Below are 18,582 nucleotides of genomic sequence, written 5' to 3'. Positions count from 1 at the left end.
TTTGGCGGCCTTCTGCGATCGATGGGCGATGTTGATCGGCGGCGGCTTTTCCTAACAACGTGTCTGACCTTGATATTCTCAGGATTGGCCGCGGCTTCGGCTTCGATGGATTCCCGGGCGGTGGCCATCGCGGCGGCGCGCCGGGCCCGGTTGGCCAGCTCCGCAGGCAGCTCATCACCGCGTTTGCCCGGCCCGAAGCGGGCGTCCTCGGCCGCGTCCACGGTCTTGGCCTCCGCCATCAGGTCACTGATCTCATCGGCCAACACCTTCTGCTTCGCGCTCAGCCGGGCATAGCTCATCGCCTTGTGCCGGGAGTATTGGCCCGGACCTTCGTCCCGTCCAGTGCCACATGGCCCAACGAGACCATGCCCGCGGCCCGGCAGAGCTCCAGCGCCTGCAGGAACACGTTGGCCAACGCCGCGAGGTGGCGTTCGCGGAACCGGGCGATGGACCGGAAATCCGGGGCCTGCTGGGCGGCCAGCCAGCGGAACGCGACCACGTCCGTGCACGCCTTTTCCAGTTCCCGCGAGGACCGCACCCCGACGCAGTATCCGTAGAGCACGATCCGCAGCATCAACCGCGGATCATACGGCGGCTGGCCCTTGGCCTTGGCATAGGAGGCATAGAACCGGGTCAGATCCAGTTCCCCGTCAACAAGCTCTCCAATGAACCGGGCCAGATGCCCCTGGGGCAACCACTCCTCCAGCGACGGCGGGACCAGCATCACCGCATCCGGCACGAACGCCTTGAAGCGTTTCCTGGCCCCGCCGTTGGCATCCATCGGCACATCGGCGGGCGACTCGACCCGCTCCACCAACGACTCGTCAAACAAACCATCCTGCGCGGAAGAACCGGTATCCATACCCCCGATTCTCCCAGCCACCGCCGCAGGGCCCGGTAAATCCGCCGGCGTTTTAAAAACCGGCGCCCTCATAACTGACCCACGCACCTAGCACCTGCTGCTCATCAACAACAACCACGGGCCGCTTAACGACCGATAGTAGCCATTAGAAGTCCCAGTCATCATCCTCGGTGTTGACGGCCTTGCCGATGACGTACGAGGAACCGGACCCCGAGAAGAAGTCGTGGTTCTCGTCGGCGTTCGGCGAGAGCGCTGACAGGATAGCCGGGTTCACGTCCGTGACGGAAGCCGGGAACATGGCCTCGTAGCCCAGGTTCATCAGCGCCTTGTTGGCGTTGTAGTGCAGGAACTTCTTGACGTCCTCGGCCAGGCCGACGGAGTCGTAGAGGTCGTGCGTGTACTGGACTTCGTTTTCGTACAGCTCGAAGAGCAGCTCGAACGTGTAGTCCTTGATCTCCTGCTTGCGCTCCTCGGAGAGACCCTCGAGGCCCTTCTGGAACTTGTAGCCGATGTAGTAGCCGTGTACGGCCTCGTCGCGGATGATCAGGCGGATCAGGTCAGCCGTGTTCGTCAGCTTGGCCCGTGAGGACCAGTACATGGGCAGGTAGAAACCGGAGTAGAACAGGAAGCTCTCCAGCAGTGTGGAGGCCACCTTGCGCTTCAGGGGATCGTCGCCCTGGTAGTAGTCCATGACGATCTGGGCCTTCTTCTGAAGGTTCACGTTTTCGGTGGACCAGCGGAATGCCTCGTCGATCTCCTTGGTGGAGGCCAGCGTGGAGAAGATGGAGGAATAGCTCTTGGCGTGCACAGACTCCATGAACGCAATGTTCGTGTAGACGGCTTCCTCGTGCGGGGTGATCGCGTCTGGAATCAACGAAACGGCACCGACGGTGCCCTGGATGGTGTCCAGCAGGGTCAGGCCCGTGAACACGCGCATAGTGAGCTGCTGCTCGTCCGGGGTCAGCGTGGCCCACGACTGAATGTCGTTGGACAGCGGGATCTTCTCCGGCAGCCAGAAGTTGTTGACCAGGCGGTTCCAGACGTCTACGTCCTTGTCGTCCTGGATGCGGTTCCAGTTGATGGCCTCGACGTGGCTGAGTAGCTTGACCTTTTCGGTCATGTCATCCCCTAAATGTTGGGTTAGTTCTTTGAAGTTAAGCGTACGACGGCGGGCGGGCGCCCGCCGTCGTACTTGCACGATTTAGTTGAAGATTAAAGCATGCAGCTGACGCAGCCGTCCACCTCAGTTCCCTCCAGCGCGAGCTGGCGGAGACGGATGTAGTAGATGGTCTTGATGCCCTTCTTCCAGGCGTAGATCTGGGCCTTGTTGATATCGCGCGTGGTGGCTGTGTCCTTGAAGAACAGCGTCAGGGACAGGCCCTGGTCCACGTGCTGCGTGGCGGCGGCGTAGGTGTCGATGACCTTCTCGTAGCCGATTTCGTACGCGTCCTGGTAGTACTCCAGGTTGTCGTTCGTCAGGTACGGGGCCGGGTAGTACACGCGGCCCAGCTTGCCTTCCTTGCGGATCTCGATCTTGGACGCCACCGGGTGGATCGAGGAGGTGGAGTTGTTGATGTAGGAGATCGAGCCCGTCGGCGGGACGGCCTGCAGGTTCTGGTTGTAGATGCCGTGCTCCATGACCGAAGCCTTCAGCTCGCGCCAGTCATCCTGCGTGGGGATGTGGATGTTCTTGAACAGCTCAGCAACCTTCTCGGTCTGCGGCACCCACTCCTCCTCCGTGTACTTGTCGAAGAACTCGCCCGAGGCGTACTTGGACTTCTCAAAGCCGCCGAAGGTCTGCCCGGTCTGGATGGACAGCAGATTCGAGGCGCGGACCGCATGGTACACCACCGAGTAGAAGTAGATGTTGGTGAAGTCCAGGCCCTCTTCGGACCCGTAGTGGACTCGCTCGCGAGCCAGGTAGCCGTGCAGGTTCATCTGGCCCAGGCCGATGGCGTGGGACTGGTCGTTGCCGCGGGCGATGGACGGCACCGAGGTGATGTTGGACATGTCCGAGACTGCCGAGAGGGACCGGATGGCCGTCTCGATGGTCAGGCCGAAGTCCGGGCTGTCCATGGCCTTGGCGATGTTCAGCGAACCCAGGTTGCAGGAGATGTCCTTGCCGGTCTGGTCGTAGGACAGGTCATCGTGGTACGTGGTGGGCTGGGAAACCTGGAGGATCTCCGAGCACAGGTTGGACATGATGATCTTGCCGTCGATCGGGTTTTCCCGGTTCACGGTGTCCTCGAACATGATGTACGGGTAGCCGGATTCGAACTGGATCTCGGCGAGGGTCTGGAAGAACTCGCGCGCCTTGATCTTGGTCTTCTTGATCCGGGAATCATCCACCATCTCGTAGTACTTCTCGGTGACCGAGACGTCCGAGAACGGCATGCCGTAGACGCGTTCGACGTCGTACGGGGAGAACAGGTACATGTCCTCGTCCTTCTTGGCCAGCTCGAACGTGATGTCCGGGATGACAACGCCCAAGGAGAGGGTCTTGATGCGGATCTTCTCGTCCGCGTTCTCGCGCTTGGTGTCCAGGAAGCGGTAGATGTCCGGGTGGTGGGCGTGCAGGTACACAGCTCCCGCACCCTGGCGGGCACCGAGCTGATTGGCGTAGGAGAAGCTGTCCTCCAGGAGCTTCATCACGGGGATGACGCCGGAGGACTGGTTCTCGATCTGCTTGATCGGTGCACCGACTTCGCGGATGTTGGTCAGCGCGAACGCCACACCGCCGCCGCGCTTGGACAGCTGCAGCGCCGAGTTGATGGACCGGCCGATCGACTCCATGTTGTCTTCGATGCGGAGCAGGAAGCAGGAAACCAGTTCGCCACGCTGGCGCTTGCCGGCGTTCAGGAAGGTCGGGGTGGCCGGCTGGAACCGGCCTTCGATGATCTCGTCCACCATCTGCAGGGCGAGCTTCTCGTCGCCGCGGGCCAGGTGCAGGGCCACCATGCAGACGCGGTCCTCGTAGCGCTCCAGGAATCGATTGCCGTCGAACGTCTTCAGCGTGTAGGACGTGTAGAACTTGAACGCGCCCAGGAAGGTTTCGAAGCGGAACTTCTTCTTGTACGCGCGGTTGTAGAGCTCGCGGATGAAGTTCATCGTGTACTGGTCAAGGGTCTCGCGCTCGTAGTACTGGTTCTTCACCAGGTAGTCGAGCTTCTCTTCCAGGTCATGGAAAAAGACGGTGTTGTTGTTCACGTGCTGCAGGAAGTACTGGTGTGCAGCCTCGCGGTCGGCCTCGAACTGGATCTCTCCGTTGGGGCCGTACAGGTTCAGCATGGCGTTGAGCTCGTGATAGCCCAGCCCCTTATAGGCGGCCGGCATCTCGGGCTTTTCGACGGCGGCACTCCGCTTTTCGGCTGCTGCGGTGCCCTGGCCTTCGGCCCTGGTTACTTCTGTGTCTGCGACAGTCGTGTCCAAAACGTGTCCAATCCGTTGTGTACGCGGGCGACGTCTTCTGGCGTGCCCATAAGTTCAAATCTGTAAAGCCGGGGGACCTTGCATTTGGCGGCAATGATGTCCGCGGCCATGCAGTAGTTGTCCCCGAAGTTTGTGTTGCCTGCACCGATAACCCCGCGGATCAGTTGCCTGTTCTGCGGGTCGTTCAGAAAGCGGATCACCTGCTTGGGCACGGAGCCCTCTCCCCCGGTGCCCCCGTAGGTCGGCACCACCAGCACATAAGGCCGGGTGGCGAGAAGGGGTGCATCCTTTGCGTGGAGCGGGATCCGTGCCAGCTCACGTCCGAGCTTCGCGACAAAGCGGCTGGTGTTCTCGGAGGTGGAGGAAAAGTAGATGAGCTGGCTCTGTATGGTGACAGGCTGCAACGGGGCCACCTGGGCCCTGGCCACTGCCAGTGCTGACACGGGAGTCACCTCATGTGTGCGTATAGAAAGTTGCCGGCTGGCGAAAAGTGTAGGGCCTTAGGCCACGGAGGAAACGGCAGACAGTGCCAGTTCCTCGATCTTGTCCGGGCGGAAGCCTGACCAGTGGTCTTGGTCCGTGACTACAACAGGTGCCTGCATGTAGCCCAGCGCCTTCAGTCGCTCGAGGGCATCGGCGTCCTGTGAGATGTCAACGCTCTGGTAGGTGATGCCCTTTTTGTCCAGCGCACGGTAGGTTGCGTTGCACTGTACACACGCAGGTTTGGTGTAAACCGTAACGGTCATGGTCCCTGTCCCCTTTATCGAAATCTTCGCTCGTCTTTGTCCCGCCCAAGCTGTAGATCGATACTACATGTAGTGCCGACGACTCTTCGGAACCCCAAGATGATGTATTACAAGTATGTCATTTAATGCACTTTTAATCCACAGGCAAGCGCCCTCAAAATGTCCGGAATCCCGCCATTTTTGCGGACGAAATCCACACCCTGTGGAGTACTTAGCCACAATTAACCCTCCGCGTGTCGCGTGCTGGACGGCGTGTCGCGCCTAGTGGGCGGACCACTACATCTAGTGCCGGGCACGCAAAAGGGGCCCTGAAGAAACCTTCAGGACCCCTGCGACGTGACGAAGGTAACCAGCTACAGCTGAGCCTCCCGGCGGTCCAGGACAATCTGCTGTACGTCCAGGTAGCCGGACTGGAAACCCGCCCGTGAATAGCACAGGTAGAACAGCCACATCCGCTGGAAAACGGCGTCGAACCCCAACTCGCCCACCTCCTGCGAGCGCGCGATGAACTGTTCCTCCCAGAGGCGGAGGGTCGCGGCATAGTGATCGCCCAGGCCCATCCGCTCCCGCACCCGAAGGCTCGTGTGCTGCTGGGCCACGCTTTCGATGGCCCGCACCGACGGCAGGAACCCGCCGGGGAAGATGTACTTGTGCACCCACGTGTACGCGTTGCGCGTGGCCAGCATGCGGCCGTGCGGCATGGTGATGGCCTGGATGGCCACCTTCCCGCCCGGGGCCAGCACACGGTCGATGGTCTGAAAGTAGATGGGCCAGTACTCATAACCAACCGCCTCGATCATTTCCACTGACACAACGGCGTCGAACTCGCCCTCCACGGCCCGGTAGTCCTGCAGCGCCACGGTCACCTGGTCTGCGTAGCCGGCTGCCGCAATGCGTTCCTGCGCCAGCGCCCGCTGCTCACTGGAGAGCGTCACACTGTAGACGGTGGCACCCCGGGCTGCTGCCCGGAGGGCCAGTTCACCCCAGCCGGTGCCGATCTCCAGCAGGCGCGTGCCTGATCCGACGCCGGCCTTGTCCAGCAGCCTGTCGATCTTGGCCTGCTGGGCCTCCGCCAACGCGTCCCACGGGACCGAATCCAGCGCACCGTCGCTCAGCGGGAAAAGCGCCGAGGAGTAGCTCATGGTGGTGTCCAGGAAGTTGGAGAAGAGCTCGTTGGAGAGATCGTAATGCCGCGAGATGTTGCTGCGCGTGTTGTCCTCTTCATTGCGTTCCTGCCGCGGCGTCCGCGGCAGGTACAGGGTCCGCAGCTTCTGCAGCGGTGCGGGGATCAACGTGTCCACGGACGCGGCGAAGATCTCCAGCACCCCGGCGAGGTCTGATGCTTCCCAGTCCCCCGCCATAAAAGACTCGCCGAGCCCGATCAGGCCGTTGTCCCCGATCCGCACTTCGAACGCTGCCGGCCTGAGCATGGTCATCACCGGCGCGTCCAGGCCGCCGGTCCCCAGCACCGAACCGTCCGGGTAGGCAACGCGCAGGGGCAGCCGGCGCACCGCCGCTTTGAACAGCAGGCCGGCGGCCTTGCCTGCCACCAGCGCTTTAGTGCCCGACGGCGCGTGGGCAACACCGGGCCACACGTCCGGATCGATGGTGGCTGGCGACGCCGGTACCCTGGCAGCAGTCTGCCCCGTCACCGGGTGCCGTGCGGCTGACTTCGCGGCGGAAACCTCCGCAGTCGCGGCCGTTCCGTTCTCATCGGTCATGGTCATTGGACTGCCTCCTGTGAGGGGTGATGTGGCTTCTTGATGACGGGCAGGCGTTTTGCCCAGAGTTTAACGCCCTGAATGCGGATCAGCGCTGATACCAGCAACGGCGCGGCGGGTACTGCAATGGCCGCTGCCAGGATGTTCCTGACGGTGGCCGGGTGCCGGTTCCCGTCCATGGTTGCGGCGAACGGCCGGTGCCCTTCCCGCTCCAGAACGATGGAGACGGAGAGCCGTTGCTCCGGTGCGGGCAGCTTCATCCGGTACTGTCCGTGGACATCATTGAACGGTGAAACGTAGAAGGCCTTGGGCACACTGGCCCGGCCGGAAGGATCCGTCTCCAGCAGGTAGCAGTGGCGTTCGCCGTAGGTGTTGTGGACCTCGGCGATGACACACTTCAGCTCCCCGGACATCCGATAGCACCAGAAGAGGGTAAGCGGGTTGAAGACGTGGCCGAAAACCCGGGCGCTGGTCAGCATTCGGATGGCCCCGCCGTCGGGCTCTATCCCCCGGGTCCGCAGGAACCGTTCCACGTTACTGCGGATGGTGGCCTCGGGATCGCCCAGGTGGTCGGCGGCCCGGAATACAGCCAGCGGCCGCATGAGCCGGGGCAGAACCGGGAGCCGGTCCACGTCCACAAACCAGCTGTAGCTCCGGTAGGTGAACGCATTCTTCAGCGGGCTCTGGCGCACGTGGGAAATGGACGTGCGGTAGATGGCTGCGGTTGAGCTCATGCGCCCTCCGAGGCTGAGAGCAGTTCTGGCTCGGGCGCCTGAATCCCGGGCGTATCCCAGGTGCGTCCCAGGCTCGCGGCGGCACGGACACCGGCCAGGGCGCCGTCCTCATGGAATCCCCAGCCGAGGTAGGCGCCGGCGTATGCGATGCGGTCATCGCTCAGGGCCGCAATGCGCTGCTGTGCCCGCAATGATTCGAGGGTGTATTGGGGGTGCTCATAGACCATGCGTTCCAGGACCCGGTCCTCCGCGATGAGCCCGGACTCCCCCAGGCTCACCAGATACGGCTGGCCATCGGCGGGCTTCAGGCGCTGCAGCCGGGTGAGGTCGTAGCTGACCAGTACCTTGTCCGGACGGGCTTCGCAGCCAGGGAGCCGGTAGTTCCAGGACGCCCTGGCATTGTCTGCGGCGGGCAGGACGGCCGGGTCCCGGTGGAAAACGGTGTGGTTGACGGAGTAAGGCATCTGGCCGAGGGCTTCCTTTTCGGCCGGCGTGGCGTCCGCGAGGAAGCTCAGGGCCTGGGCCGGGTGCGTGGCAATGACCACGGCCTCAAAATCTTCAATCCCCTGGTCAGTGGCCACTTCCACGCCCAGGGAGTGCCGCCGGATACCGGTGACGGGGGTACCGAGCCGGACGTCCGGGAGCGTCGCGGCGAGTTTCTCCACGTACCTCCCCGAACCGCCGGTGACCGTGCGCCACTGCGGCGAACCCTTGACGCCCAGCATGCCGTGGTGGCCCAGGAACGTGAAAAGGTAGCGCGCCGGATAGGACAGCGCCGTGGTGGGATCGCAAGACCAGACCGCGCTGACCACCGGCGTCATGAAATGGGAGATGAAGTACTGGCTGAAGCGTTCCTTTGCCAGGAATTCACCGAGGGTGAGCTCTGCTCCGCCCGCACCAGGGCCCGCGTCGGACGCTGGAGCTGCCTCAATCAGCGCCCGGGCCCTGCGGTAGAACCGCATGACCTCCAGCAGCATCAGCAGGTAGCGTCCGCGCAGCAGGCTGGACGGGCGGGCGATGATCCCGCGACCGCCCCCACGGGCTCCCGCATACTCCAGCCCACAGCCGTCACAGCGGACGGACATGCTCATTTCGGAGTCCTGGGTCTCCACTCCCAGCTCGGCGAACAGCCGCAGCAGGGTGGGATAGGTCCGTTCGTTGTGGACGATGAAGCCGGTATCGATGCCGAGGGCGGATCCATCCGGCTGCGCGACATTGTGGGTGTGGGCGTGGCCGCCCAGCCTGCTGTCCGCCTCGAAGAGGGTGACGTTGTCGTGCCGGTTCAGGACATACGCGGCCGTCAGGCCGGCCACTCCGCTGCCCACGACGGCGATGCGCCGTCCCTGCGGCCTGCCACTCGGGTTCCCTGCCAAAGACACTATTCTGCTCCCCTGCTCGGACTCGCGGTGCATTTGCTCGGCACAAACTCTCTAGGGGCAGTTCGACGCCGTGGGGCCGGTGGATGACTGAGTTTGAACTAAATCTTTGTGCCAGAATGAAGCGGGCCTTCCAGAACCGGCACAACGCTGTGCCCAGGCGGCCCTGACCGAAGGACAGCGTTGGTAAATCCCGTTCATCTGAAGACACTCCTCGAAGTTACCCGGCTGGGATCATTCGCGGCCGCAGCGGCACGCCTGGGGTACACGGCGTCGGCGGTCTCGCAACAGATGTCCGCCCTGGAACGCGAGACGGGCGTGGTCCTGTTCCAGCGTTCGGCCCGCAGCGTGGTCCCCACGGAAGCGGCGGTGGTGATGACCCGGCACGCCGCGAAGGTCCTGACGGACATCGAAGCCCTGATGGCGGCAGCTTCCAAGACACACAGCAGCACCAGCCAGGAGCTGCGGCTGGGAATCTTCCCCAGCCTGGCAACGTACGTCCTCCCGCGCATACTGAAGAATCCTGCGTGGAAAGACCTGGGCATCGACCTCAAAGTGTCCGTGGCCGAGCCGGCCCAGACCATCCAGGGGCTGCGCACCGGCGGAGAGCTGGATGTGGCGCTCGTCTTCCAGGTGGGCCAGTCCGGGCTCGCCTGGCCGCACACCATTAACCGGCAGTGGATCGGCGACGACAACTTCCGCGTGGTGCTGCCCGCGGGCTGGGGGTTCCGCACGGACGCCAAAGTGGCGGCGGACCATCTGTCCGAGCTGCCCTGGATCATGCACCACCCCGGGAGCCCCGACGCCGTGGTGATCGAACGGCTTTTTGCCAGCTGCAACCTGCATCCCCGCGTGGTCGCCCACAGCGACGATTTCCATGCCAGCCTCGAAATGGCGGCCGCCGGACTGGGCGCCGCGCTGGTGCCCGAGCTGGCATTGCGGAACCGGCCGGCCGGCGTTGTGGTGCTGGACGTTCCCGAGATCCGGCTGGCGCGGAACGTGTTTGCCCTGCTCATCAACGAGAAGAAGACCGCCCGGGTGCAGCTGTTCGTGGACCTGCTCGCCGAAACCATGGCCGTTGCGGGGTCCTCAGGCAATTAGCCCGGAATGCTGGAATGCGCAGCACTTGGGGGCTATGTTGAAGGTATGAACAGGGTAGCGAGCCAGCACTTTGGAGAAATCGAGCTCAACCACGGCAGGGATCACAACATCGCTGCCAAACATGAACTGGGTGGCCAGCTACTGGAACTCGACCTGAACATCAACGCACACGACCACTTTGATGAAGCCGCCATGCACAAGGTGGACTACCGGCTACGATTCCTCCCGGAGCTCGTGGACGAGGTGCGGGAAATGATCGCGGAGGAACTGGACCAGGAAGGTACCAGTCCGCAGGAGTACCTCAATTTCCACTGCAGCGCCCTCAAGTCCGAGCAGCTGCAGAAAATCTTCGGCGTGGACGACCGGAGCCAGCTCACCAACGATGTCTTCCTCAAGGCCCTCAAACTCGGCCACGTGGGCATCTACCCCGGCCAGCCCGAACGCTACTTCGTCCTCGACTTCACGCTCGGCGCACACTTCACGGACGAGGTGCTGGTGGTAGCCGCCGACGAAGACGGCGTCGTGGACGACGAAATCCTCTGGGAGTCCTAGAACCGCTTAACGCCCGACGGCGGCCGGTCACCTTTCGGTGACCGGCCGCCCGTTCGCCCGCTTCTCAAGGCCCGGCGCGGTAGACCGCACCGGGCCTTGAGCCTCTGCGGGCTCTCTTATGAACGTGTTACTTCGCGGATTCCAGCAGGCCGGCGCGGACCGTCTTGGTGGCCTTGACCAGGTTGCGCAGGGACTCTTCGGTCTCGGCGTAGCCGCGGGTCTTCAGGCCGCAGTCCGGGTTGACCCAGAGCTGGCGGGACGGGACGTGCTTGACTGCGGTGGCCAGGAGTTCGGTGACCTCGGCCTCGCCCGGAACACGCGGCGAGTGGATGTCGTAGACGCCCGGACCAACGCCGCGGCCGAAGCCGTGGGACTCGAGGTCGTGGACAACCTCCATGCGGGAGCGTGCCGCTTCAATGGAGGTGACGTCTGCGTCGAGGCCGTCGATGGCATCGATGATCACGCCGAACTCCGAGTAGCAGAGGTGGGTGTGGATCTGCGTGGCGTCAGCGGCACCGGCGGTGGCCAGGCGGAAGGAATCAACTGACCATTTCAGGTAGGTGGCGTGGTCGGCCTTGCGCAGCGGCAGGAGTTCGCGCAGTGCGGGCTCGTCCACCTGGATGACCTTGATGCCGGCAGCCTCGAGGTCCGCGATTTCGTCGCGGAGGGCCAGGCCAACCTGGTTGGCGGTTTCGCCCAGCGGCTGGTCATCGCGGACGAAGGACCAGGCCAGGATGGTGACCGGCCCCGTGAGCATGCCCTTCATGGGCTTGCTGGTCAGCGACTGGGCGTACTCGGCCCAGGCCACCGTGATGGGGGCGCTGCGGGTGACGTCGCCCCAGAGGATGGACGGGCGGGTGCAGCGTGAGCCGTAGGACTGGACCCAGCCGTGAACCGTGACGTCGAAGCCTTCGAGGTTCTCGGCGAAGTACTGGACCATGTCGTTGCGCTCCGGCTCGCCGTGCACCAGGACGTCGTAGCCGAGCTCTTCCTGCAGCTCCACAATGCGCTTGATCTCGTCCTTCATGAGCTGTTCGTACTGCTCGTTGGTGAGGTCGCCCTTGTTGTTGCGGGCACGCGCCGAGCGGATCTCGGACGTCTGCGGGAAGGAGCCGATGGTGGTGGTGGGCAGCGGAGGGAGGTGCAGGGCATCTTCCTGGGCGGCTTCGCGGACTGCGTAGGCGGAGCGGCTGAAGTCCGCTGCGGTCAGGGCCTCGGTGCGGGCCCGGACGTCGTCGCGGCGGACGCCTTCGGCGATGGCGCGGGCTGCGATGACGGCGGATGCCTCGTCGATGGCCGTCTTGGCGGAAGCCGGGTCGGCCAGGTAGGACGCGAGGGTCTTGACTTCAACGGCCTTCTGGTCGGCGAACGCGAGCCAGCTGCGCAGCTCCTCGGAGAGCTGGCCCTCTTCGGTGACGTCGTGCGGGACGTGCTGGGTGGACGTGGAGGTGCTGACGGCGATCCGGCCGGCGGCAGCCTTCAGTTCGTCCAGCTTGGCGGCGGCGACGGCGAGGTCGTTGCGCCAGATGTTGTGGCCGTCAACGACACCGGCAACCAGGGTCTTGTTGCCAAGGCCGGCCAGGGCCGCTGCGGAGGGGACCGCACCCTTGAAGGCGTCGATGTGCAGGGCGTCGATGTTGGTGGCGGCAAGCGTGCCCAGCTGGCCATCGAGGGCGCCGTACGGGGTGGAGACGAGGATCTGCGGGCGCTTGGCTGCACCGGAGAGGACTTCGTAAGCGCGGGCAACGGCTGCTTCGATTTCGGCGGCCGGGGTGTCCTGGTCAACAACCAGTGCGGGCTCGTCAAGCTGGATCCAGCTGGCGCCTGCGGCGGCGAGCTTCTCGAGCAACTGTACGTAAACCGGCAGGACGTCTTCGAGGCGGGACAGCGGAGCGAAGCCTGCCGGGGCCTCATCTGAAGCCTTGGAGAGCAGGAGGTAAGTGACCGGGCCAACGATGTACGGGCGGGTCTCGATGCCGTTGGCCAGGGCGAACTCGAATTCCTCAACGATGCGGTTGGAGGCGAGGGTGAACTCGGTCTCCGGGCCGATCTCCGGAACGAGGTAGTGGTAGTTCGTGTCGAACCACTTGGTCATTTCCAGCGGCTGCTGGTCCTTGGTGCCACGGGCCAGGGTGAAGTAGCCGTCGATGTCGAGCTGGCCTTCGGCGTTGAGGAGCTTGCCGAAGCGGGCCGGGACAGCGCCGAGGTGGGCGGTGGCGTCCAGGACCTGGTCGTAGTAGGAGAACGTCCCCGGAACGGCGGCGGCTTCGGTGAGGCCCAGTTCCTGCAGGCGCTTGGCGATGGTCAGCTGGATGCCCTTGGCGGCGGCGTCCAGTGCTGCGGCGTCGATCTTGCCGGCCCAGTAGGCTTCGACAGCCTTCTTGAGCTCGCGGCGACGGCCGATGCGCGGGTAGCCGAGCAGCGACGCGGCCGGGAACGGAGTGGCGGGGGTGTTCTGTTCAGTCATGGGAGATTCCTTGGGTGTTAGTGGAAACTGTGAATGGTCTGGCGGATGTTGGAAGGTCAGCTGGCGAGCTGGCGCCGGAGGGTGGCGCTGCGGCGGCCAACTGAACGGGACTGGCGCGGAAGTGCCAGTTTGTCCAGCACCTCCAGCGCGCTCTGGTGTTCGTTGAAGGTGTAGATGTGGATGCCCGGCGCTCCGGCCTCGAGGGCCGCGTTGGCCAGGTCCACCGTGGCCCGGACACCGATCCGGAGGCGCTCGGAGTCACTGTCCGCGGCGGCAAGGCGGGCCAGGAGTTCCGGTGCCGGTTCTACGCCTGTCAGTTCGCCGAGCCGGGTGACCCGGCGCAGGCTGGTGAGCGGCATAACGCCCGGGATGATGGGGATGGTGACCCCGGCCCGGCGTGCGCGGCTGATGAGGTTCGCGTACTGCTCGGTATGGAAGAAGACCTGGGTGATGGCAAAGTCGGCGCCGGAACGCTGCTTGGCGAGCAGCACCTCGACGTCGTGGGCTTCGCTGGGTGATTCCGGGTGCCGGGTGGGGTAGGCTGCGACGCCCACGGCGATCTTGCCTGCACACAGAAGGGCCGACCGCCGCTGTTCAACGCGCCGGATGAGTTCGATCAGGTCCTGCGCATACCGCAGGGACCCTGCGGCGAGCGGTGCACTTTCCTTGGGCTGGTCGCCCCGGAGGGCCAGGATGCCCCGGACCCCGGTGTCCAGGAGGTCGCCGATGATCTCCGCAAGTTCCTCCGGCGTGTTGCCAACGCAGGTGAGGTGGGCCAGCGGCCGGAGCGTGGTTTCCAGCAGGAGCCTGTTGATGAGTTCGACGGCGGTGTCCCGGTTCGAGCCGCTGGCACCGTAAGTGACGGAGACGTAGTCCGGTTCGGTGGTTTCCAGTTCCCGGATGGTGGTCCAGAGCGACTCGGCCGCGGCCGGACTACGGGGCGGGAAGAGCTCGTACGAGAGCGCTACCGGGGCGGTCTCGGAGAGGTTCGGATGCGTTTCGATAAGGCTTGGCGGTGACATTTGCGTCCTTGGCTTTGGGCCATTGCCGGCTACGGTCAGCAAATGTGACAGTGAAGCCGGGAATGAATTTGAGTTTGGGAACACGGAAAACTCCACAGGGACGCAGCCGCGACTGTTACGCCTGTAATGAAGTTGTCCGTGAGCAAATGTCAGGCCCACATGGGGGCACCCACACCCTCCACAATCGGAGGATCGCTGACACGTTACCTCGGTAACTTGTATAGAACTCTAGAAGCCGGCGGGGCTTCCTTCAAGTTCGCCGCCGAATTAAGACGCAGTTTTACGGCGTGTTTCGTTCCGGTACAGAATTTTGTTCGCCGTTTGGGTCGAAGGATTCATCGGGGCATACTGCGGACCGCCGCTGCATTGGCCTGTTACCAGGGCCGGTCGACGCCCGGCCCGAAGTCATCGTCCCGGAGGTACTCGTCCCGCCCCTGCCCGGAATTCCGCTCGCTTTGGGCTTCCTTGGCACTGTCCTTAAGCTGCTCTAGCTGGCTCTGCTGGCCCGGATCGGCAGCAGGTTCGTCCTCACCAGGCTGCTCTGACGGTTGCGGTGTGGTGTTGTCTGCAGCTGCATCGGCCTTTTGCTGAAGCCGCTCCCCCGCCTGTTCCAGTTCCTCTCCCGTGCCCGCTTCTGCACCGGTATCCGCGACGTCGTCGTAGCAGCCGTCCGGAGCAGCCTCCACCACGGCAACGCCTTCCGCGAAGAGCCGGGCCGCCGCCGTCGGATCTTCTGCTTTGGCCTGCGCGTCACCGAGGCTTTCGATGGTGAGCGCCAGATTGAGCCGGACCACGCACTCGTCGGCCGTGCCCGCCAGGGACAGTGCCTCCTCGAAGCGTTGGCGGGCGGCAGCGAAGTCCCCCGCGAGGAACAGCCCGTCACCCTCGGCGAACGGCGCCTTGTGCGGTTCGATGAAATTGGCGATCCGCAGTCCGGCCGCAGCATCCGCCACGCCGCCGGAGTCCCCGGCCGCGAAGGACCGGGCAGCGGTATCGGCGAGCATGCCCACACTGAGCAGCTTCGCGGCCAGGCACAGCACCAGCAGTGCGGGCAGCGCAGACCACCACAGCAGCCGACGGCGGTGCTCCCGCCGGTCCCGTGAGTCCACCGGCGGTGCGGGTTTCTGGCGCGCCTCTTTCCGGGGTGCCGGCGTGGGCGCTGGGCGCATCACTTTCGACCTCCCGGTCCGGGCCGGAGCTGCCGCCACTGGCGCAGCACCAAGAAGGTTTCGCGGAGGGCCAGCAGGAACGCTCCGGCGGAGAGGAGCCAGTACAGCTCAGTCCGGCCGGCAACATCGCCGTCGTCAGTTGCCCGTTCGAAGTCCCCCGGATCAGCCGCCTGCATCATCGGCGCCACCGGGTCTCCGGCGGAACGGTGGACATAGGGAACCGCCAGCTGCCCGGCAATCCCCTGCAGCCGGCCTTCATCGATGATCGATAACGCATCCTTGCCGGTTCCGGACGACCGGTCCTGGATGTAGCCGGCACCAGCGTCCTGCCCGGAACCCTGTCCTGTGTTTTCCTTCATCCGGCCGCCTTCCGCCGTGCCGTAGCCGAGCACCGCGCCACCGTCGACCAGGCCGCCGTCGAGCCTAATCGCCTCCGGTGCCTTGGCGCTGGTCTGTTCACCGTCGCCCAGGTAGTAGACCAAGCGCGGCCGTTCTGGATGGCTGTCCCGCGCTGCCCTCAGCCGCTCCGTCAGCAAGGTTCCGGCAGCCGTGACGCTGCTGCCCTTCGAAAATGCCGTGACCTGGGGCTGCAGGATGGACACGCTGGTGTCCAATGCGATGTTGTCGGTGGTGAGGGGCATCCGGACAATGGCGTTGCTGTCGAAGGTCAGGAGCGAAAAGCGGGCCCCGGCCAGTTCACTCGCGATGGCCATGATGTCGTGTCGCACCCCATCCAGCCGGGGCGAGCTGTCGCCGTAGTCTTCGGCAGCGATGCTGCTGCTGGTGTCCACGACGAAGAAGACGTTGACATCCGCCGTTGCGGCTTGGGAACTTCCACCGGGAACACCCGGCCGGAGGGCCGCAGCCAGGAGCAGCAGCACCAGGGCGCTCCTGAACAGCCAGTCGCGGCGTATACCGGCAGAGCGCTCCCGCGAAGCCTGCACGAGTCGCCAGCCCAGAAAGAACACAACTGCGGCTATGAGCGGGACCATAACCCACCAGGGCAGGATGGGTTGCAGTGTCATGGCCGGAGCCTCCACGATGCGCCCGCCAGCACCATGCCGGACAGGAGTGCCAGCGTGAGGGGCAGATCGGGCCGGTCCGAGACCACTGCCCGGGGTGCACCCTTCATGGCCGTGGCTTCGGTTTCCTGCACGGACCGGACGATGTCCGCAACGGCCTCCGGGCTGTCCAGCCGGTAGTACGCTCCACCGCTGGCTTCGGCCGCTGTGCGCAGCCTGGCTCCAGGCTGGCCGGGGCCGGGTCCATAGTCGAAGTCGCCGGGGTTCAGGGCATACACCGGCACTTCGCGTTCCTTGGCCAAGGCGGCCGCCTGCTCGAGGGTGAAGATGGGATCGCCGGAGAGGTAGTTGTCCGTTGCCAGGACAATGGACCGCGAGCGCCGCTGGCCGGAGTCAGGGCTGTCAATGCCAGGGCTGCCGGGCTCCACACTGCGAGAATCCGCGGCGCCCGTGTCCGGAAACCCGTTGACGCAGGACGCCAGGCCGTCGCCGATCAGCGAAGATCCGCGGCCATTCCAGGTGCCGTCCAGGAATCCCGCGCTGCCGGGGTTTCCGTCGAAGGCGTCTTTGGCCAGCGTGAGCTGTTCCTGGACGTACCCGTAGTCGTCGGTGAGTGGGAAGACCTGGACGGCGCTGCTGTCGAAGACGGTGAGGCCGATCCGTTCGCCGTCGAACTTCTTCGCCAGTTCGGCAAACACCTGCACCACGGCCGCGTCGGCGCTGCTCATCGAGCCCGACGTGTCCAGGCACAGCATGATGTCCCGGTTGCGTTGCTCCGGCTGGATGGTGGTTAGCTCCACCGGGCGCGCCGCCGCGGCCACCGCAGAGACCGCCAGGGTTATGGCCGCGAGCGCGGCTATCGCCAGCCAGCGGCGGTGCCGCCGGAGTGCCGCCTGGTATTCGGGCAGAGCGGTGAGGCGGTCCGCATTGGCCACCGGCCGCCGTCGAGCGTTTGCCTGGCGGTCCGGGCGGAAGGCGCGCCATCCGGCCAGGGCCGCGATGACCAGTGCCGGCGGGATCAGCCACCAGAACATCAGTTCCACTGCCACACCGTCTGGCGGGCAGTCTCGGCCGATTGCGCGACCGGCGGCAGCGGCTCCAGGCCGAACTCGCCCGGGTAGATCTTGCGGACGGCCTCGGCTACTGGGGGCAGCGGGTGCCCGCGCAGGTCCGCCAGGGTCATTCTGGGTGCGTCAATGCCGGTGACATCGCGGGCGAACCGGCGCACCAGGAGGCTTAGTTCCTGGTGCGATTCACGTGTGGTCAGCAGCCCGGCGGCGGCGTTGGCGGTGACGGCGTCGATCCTTTGCAGGTAGGCCTCTTTGAGGCTGGCAAGGTCCGACGGCGGCGTGAACCGGGGCGCCTGCTCCGGCACCTTCGGTTGGCGCTTACTCAGGAAAACGACCACGTACCAGCCCAAGACCACTACCAGGAGGGCGAGCCCGGTCCACAGCCACGCCTGGCTGTACTGGAGGGGTCCGTAGATGCCCGGGTCAGCCTTCACGCCGGTGCCTTTCCAAGAGGGCGAAGAGTTCCGTCATGACTGCGCTGCTGCCTGACACGTGGCCTTGGGTGATGCCGGTGCGGCGAAGCATTGCCTGGCGGGCGGCGTCTCTCTCCCCAGTTGCCTTGGTATAGGCCGCCGCGATTGCCGGGGACGCTGCCAGGTGTGCTGGCAGCACCGAGGAGTCTGCCACGCTGAAGGCGTCCTGGCCGGTGTGACCTTCCCCGGCCAGGTCAGCGTCCCGGATGGTGAGCCAAAGGACCTCGTGCTGGGCACGGAGCCTGCGGAGGAGCTGTTCGGTGTCGGGGCCGGCGGCATGTTCGTCGGACACCACAAACAGCAGGAACCTGCCCTTGACGTTGCGGGCCACGTATTCCAGCTGGTCCTCGATCCCGCTCGGGCCGGAGTCCAGGGAGGTGGACGAGTCAACTTCGCGCAGGAGCCGTTCCAAATGCGGCTCACCGGCTTTGGCGGGAATGGCGCGTGTCCCGTTGCGATCGCCGCAGACCAAACCCACCACGTCGCCGTGCCGGTGCGCCAGGTAGCCCACCACACCGAGTGCCATAACGCCGATGTCCTTTTTGGTTTCGCCGTCGCGGGACTCGGCAGCCATGCCGCGGCCGGTATCGGCAATCAGCAGGACGGTCTGGCGCCTCACGGCGACGTACCGTTTGATAAGCGGCGACCCGAAGCGGGCGGAAGCCTTCCAGTCGATGTCACGGACATCGTCCCCGGGGATGTAGGCGCGCAGGTCGTCAAAGTCGAGGCTGCGGCCGCGGAAAACGGAACCGTATTCGCCGTCGAGCATGCCGCGGGCTTTCCGGTGGGCGAAGATGGCCATCTTCGACTTCACACGCTTCAGGAGGCTGGTCACCGC

At 64.8% G+C, this 18,582-nt stretch carries 16 protein-coding genes and 1 pseudogene; 2 read left to right on the top strand and 15 right to left on the bottom strand.

What is annotated here, in order from left to right; all coding sequences use genetic code 11:
* Positions 1-89: 89 nt before the first annotated feature.
* The 8 genes and pseudogenes from ACQCSW_RS09870 to ACQCSW_RS09835 form a co-directional block, all read right to left on the bottom strand.
* A pseudogene (locus tag ACQCSW_RS09870) lies at positions 90-781 on the bottom strand (transposase); the annotation flags it as partial.
* Positions 782-1,007: 226 nt separating this feature from the next.
* Positions 1,008-1,982, bottom strand: coding sequence for a class 1b ribonucleoside-diphosphate reductase subunit beta (gene nrdF / locus ACQCSW_RS09865; protein WP_111909053.1), 975 nt, complete (start codon positions 1,980-1,982; stop codon positions 1,008-1,010).
* A 92-nt stretch (positions 1,983-2,074) separates the two neighbouring features.
* Complete coding sequence (nrdE, locus tag ACQCSW_RS09860) at positions 2,075-4,195, bottom strand: class 1b ribonucleoside-diphosphate reductase subunit alpha (protein ID WP_426990662.1); 2,121 nt, start codon at positions 4,193-4,195, stop codon at positions 2,075-2,077.
* Between the two features lie 65 nt (positions 4,196-4,260).
* The gene (gene nrdI, locus ACQCSW_RS09855; protein WP_354251570.1) at positions 4,261-4,734 is read right to left on the bottom strand and encodes a class Ib ribonucleoside-diphosphate reductase assembly flavoprotein NrdI; all 474 of its coding nucleotides are present in this window, start codon (positions 4,732-4,734) and stop codon (positions 4,261-4,263) included.
* A 57-nt stretch (positions 4,735-4,791) separates the two neighbouring features.
* The gene (gene nrdH, locus ACQCSW_RS09850) at positions 4,792-5,037 is read right to left on the bottom strand and encodes a glutaredoxin-like protein NrdH (RefSeq protein WP_009356333.1); all 246 of its coding nucleotides are present in this window, start codon (positions 5,035-5,037) and stop codon (positions 4,792-4,794) included.
* 353 nt (positions 5,038-5,390) lie between these two features.
* The gene (locus ACQCSW_RS09845) at positions 5,391-6,764 is read right to left on the bottom strand and encodes a class I SAM-dependent methyltransferase (protein ID WP_426990558.1); all 1,374 of its coding nucleotides are present in this window, start codon (positions 6,762-6,764) and stop codon (positions 5,391-5,393) included.
* Positions 6,761-7,492: a DUF1365 domain-containing protein gene (locus ACQCSW_RS09840; RefSeq protein WP_426990557.1), complete on the bottom strand. Its 732-nt coding sequence runs from the start codon at positions 7,490-7,492 to the stop codon at positions 6,761-6,763. Before ACQCSW_RS09840 ends, ACQCSW_RS09845 begins: the two co-directional genes overlap by 4 nt.
* Positions 7,489-8,865: an NAD(P)/FAD-dependent oxidoreductase gene (locus tag ACQCSW_RS09835; protein ID WP_426990556.1), complete on the bottom strand. Its 1,377-nt coding sequence runs from the start codon at positions 8,863-8,865 to the stop codon at positions 7,489-7,491. Before ACQCSW_RS09835 ends, ACQCSW_RS09840 begins: the two co-directional genes overlap by 4 nt.
* A 186-nt stretch (positions 8,866-9,051) precedes the next feature.
* On the opposite strand from ACQCSW_RS09835, the gene ACQCSW_RS09830 reads away from it, so the two are divergent.
* Positions 9,052-9,969 carry a LysR family transcriptional regulator gene (locus tag ACQCSW_RS09830; protein WP_426990555.1) on the top strand — a complete coding sequence of 306 codons (918 nt, stop codon included), beginning with the start codon at positions 9,052-9,054 and terminating at the stop codon, positions 9,967-9,969.
* Positions 9,970-10,014: 45 nt separating this feature from the next.
* The gene (locus tag ACQCSW_RS09825; RefSeq protein WP_354251574.1) at positions 10,015-10,521 is read left to right on the top strand and encodes a DUF2004 domain-containing protein; all 507 of its coding nucleotides are present in this window, start codon (positions 10,015-10,017) and stop codon (positions 10,519-10,521) included.
* Positions 10,522-10,648: 127 nt separating this feature from the next.
* Here the strand turns inward: ACQCSW_RS09825 and metE are convergent, their stop codons facing one another.
* The 7 genes from metE to ACQCSW_RS09790 form a co-directional block, all read right to left on the bottom strand.
* Positions 10,649-12,988, bottom strand: coding sequence for a 5-methyltetrahydropteroyltriglutamate--homocysteine S-methyltransferase (gene metE / locus ACQCSW_RS09820; RefSeq protein WP_426990554.1), 2,340 nt, complete (start codon positions 12,986-12,988; stop codon positions 10,649-10,651).
* A 56-nt stretch (positions 12,989-13,044) separates the two neighbouring features.
* Entirely contained in the window at positions 13,045-14,010 is a 966-nt protein-coding gene (locus ACQCSW_RS09815; protein ID WP_426990553.1) for a methylenetetrahydrofolate reductase, read from the bottom strand.
* Between the two features lie 374 nt (positions 14,011-14,384).
* Complete coding sequence (locus ACQCSW_RS09810) at positions 14,385-15,179, bottom strand: hypothetical protein (RefSeq protein WP_426990661.1); 795 nt, start codon at positions 15,177-15,179, stop codon at positions 14,385-14,387.
* Positions 15,179-16,204, bottom strand: a complete 1,026-nt coding sequence (locus ACQCSW_RS09805) for a VWA domain-containing protein (RefSeq protein ID WP_426990552.1) — start codon at positions 16,202-16,204, stop codon at positions 15,179-15,181. Before ACQCSW_RS09805 ends, ACQCSW_RS09810 begins: the two co-directional genes overlap by 1 nt.
* Positions 16,201-17,244 carry a vWA domain-containing protein gene (locus tag ACQCSW_RS09800; protein WP_426990660.1) on the bottom strand — a complete coding sequence of 348 codons (1,044 nt, stop codon included), beginning with the start codon at positions 17,242-17,244 and terminating at the stop codon, positions 16,201-16,203. The genes ACQCSW_RS09805 and ACQCSW_RS09800 overlap by 4 nt, the downstream gene beginning before the upstream one ends.
* Complete coding sequence (locus tag ACQCSW_RS09795; protein ID WP_426990551.1) at positions 17,235-17,705, bottom strand: hypothetical protein; 471 nt, start codon at positions 17,703-17,705, stop codon at positions 17,235-17,237. Before ACQCSW_RS09795 ends, ACQCSW_RS09800 begins: the two co-directional genes overlap by 10 nt.
* Entirely contained in the window at positions 17,695-18,579 is an 885-nt protein-coding gene (locus tag ACQCSW_RS09790; RefSeq protein ID WP_426990550.1) for a DUF58 domain-containing protein, read from the bottom strand. Before ACQCSW_RS09790 ends, ACQCSW_RS09795 begins: the two co-directional genes overlap by 11 nt.
* Between the last annotated feature and the right edge of the window lie 3 nt (positions 18,580-18,582).

The sequence above is a fragment of the Pseudarthrobacter sp. Y6 genome (assembly GCF_050156205.1).
GTDB lineage: Bacteria > Actinomycetota > Actinomycetes > Actinomycetales > Micrococcaceae > Arthrobacter.
Note: the sequence above shows the minus strand (reverse complement) of the source record. Positions and strands in the feature narration are given on the sequence as shown.

What these genes read in the sequence shown, in the direction of transcription:
- nrdF (WP_111909053.1), bottom strand. Translation starts at nt 1,982, where the DNA reads ATGACCGAAAAGGTCAAGCTACTCAGCCACGTCGAGGCCATCAACTGG.
- nrdE (WP_426990662.1), bottom strand. Translation starts at nt 4,195, where the DNA reads ATGCCGGCCGCCTATAAGGGGCTGGGCTATCACGAGCTCAACGCCATG.
- nrdH (WP_009356333.1), bottom strand. Translation starts at nt 5,037, where the DNA reads ATGACCGTTACGGTTTACACCAAACCTGCGTGTGTACAGTGCAACGCA.
- ACQCSW_RS09845 (WP_426990558.1), bottom strand. Translation starts at nt 6,764, where the DNA reads ATGACCATGACCGATGAGAACGGAACGGCCGCGACTGCGGAGGTTTCC.
- ACQCSW_RS09840 (WP_426990557.1), bottom strand. Translation starts at nt 7,492, where the DNA reads ATGAGCTCAACCGCAGCCATCTACCGCACGTCCATTTCCCACGTGCGC.
- ACQCSW_RS09825 (WP_354251574.1), top strand. Translation starts at nt 10,015, where the DNA reads ATGAACAGGGTAGCGAGCCAGCACTTTGGAGAAATCGAGCTCAACCAC.
- metE (WP_426990554.1), bottom strand. Translation starts at nt 12,988, where the DNA reads ATGACTGAACAGAACACCCCCGCCACTCCGTTCCCGGCCGCGTCGCTG.
- ACQCSW_RS09815 (WP_426990553.1), bottom strand. Translation starts at nt 14,010, where the DNA reads ATGTCACCGCCAAGCCTTATCGAAACGCATCCGAACCTCTCCGAGACC.
- ACQCSW_RS09810 (WP_426990661.1), bottom strand. Translation starts at nt 15,179, where the DNA reads ATGCGCCCAGCGCCCACGCCGGCACCCCGGAAAGAGGCGCGCCAGAAA.
- ACQCSW_RS09805 (WP_426990552.1), bottom strand. Translation starts at nt 16,204, where the DNA reads ATGACACTGCAACCCATCCTGCCCTGGTGGGTTATGGTCCCGCTCATA.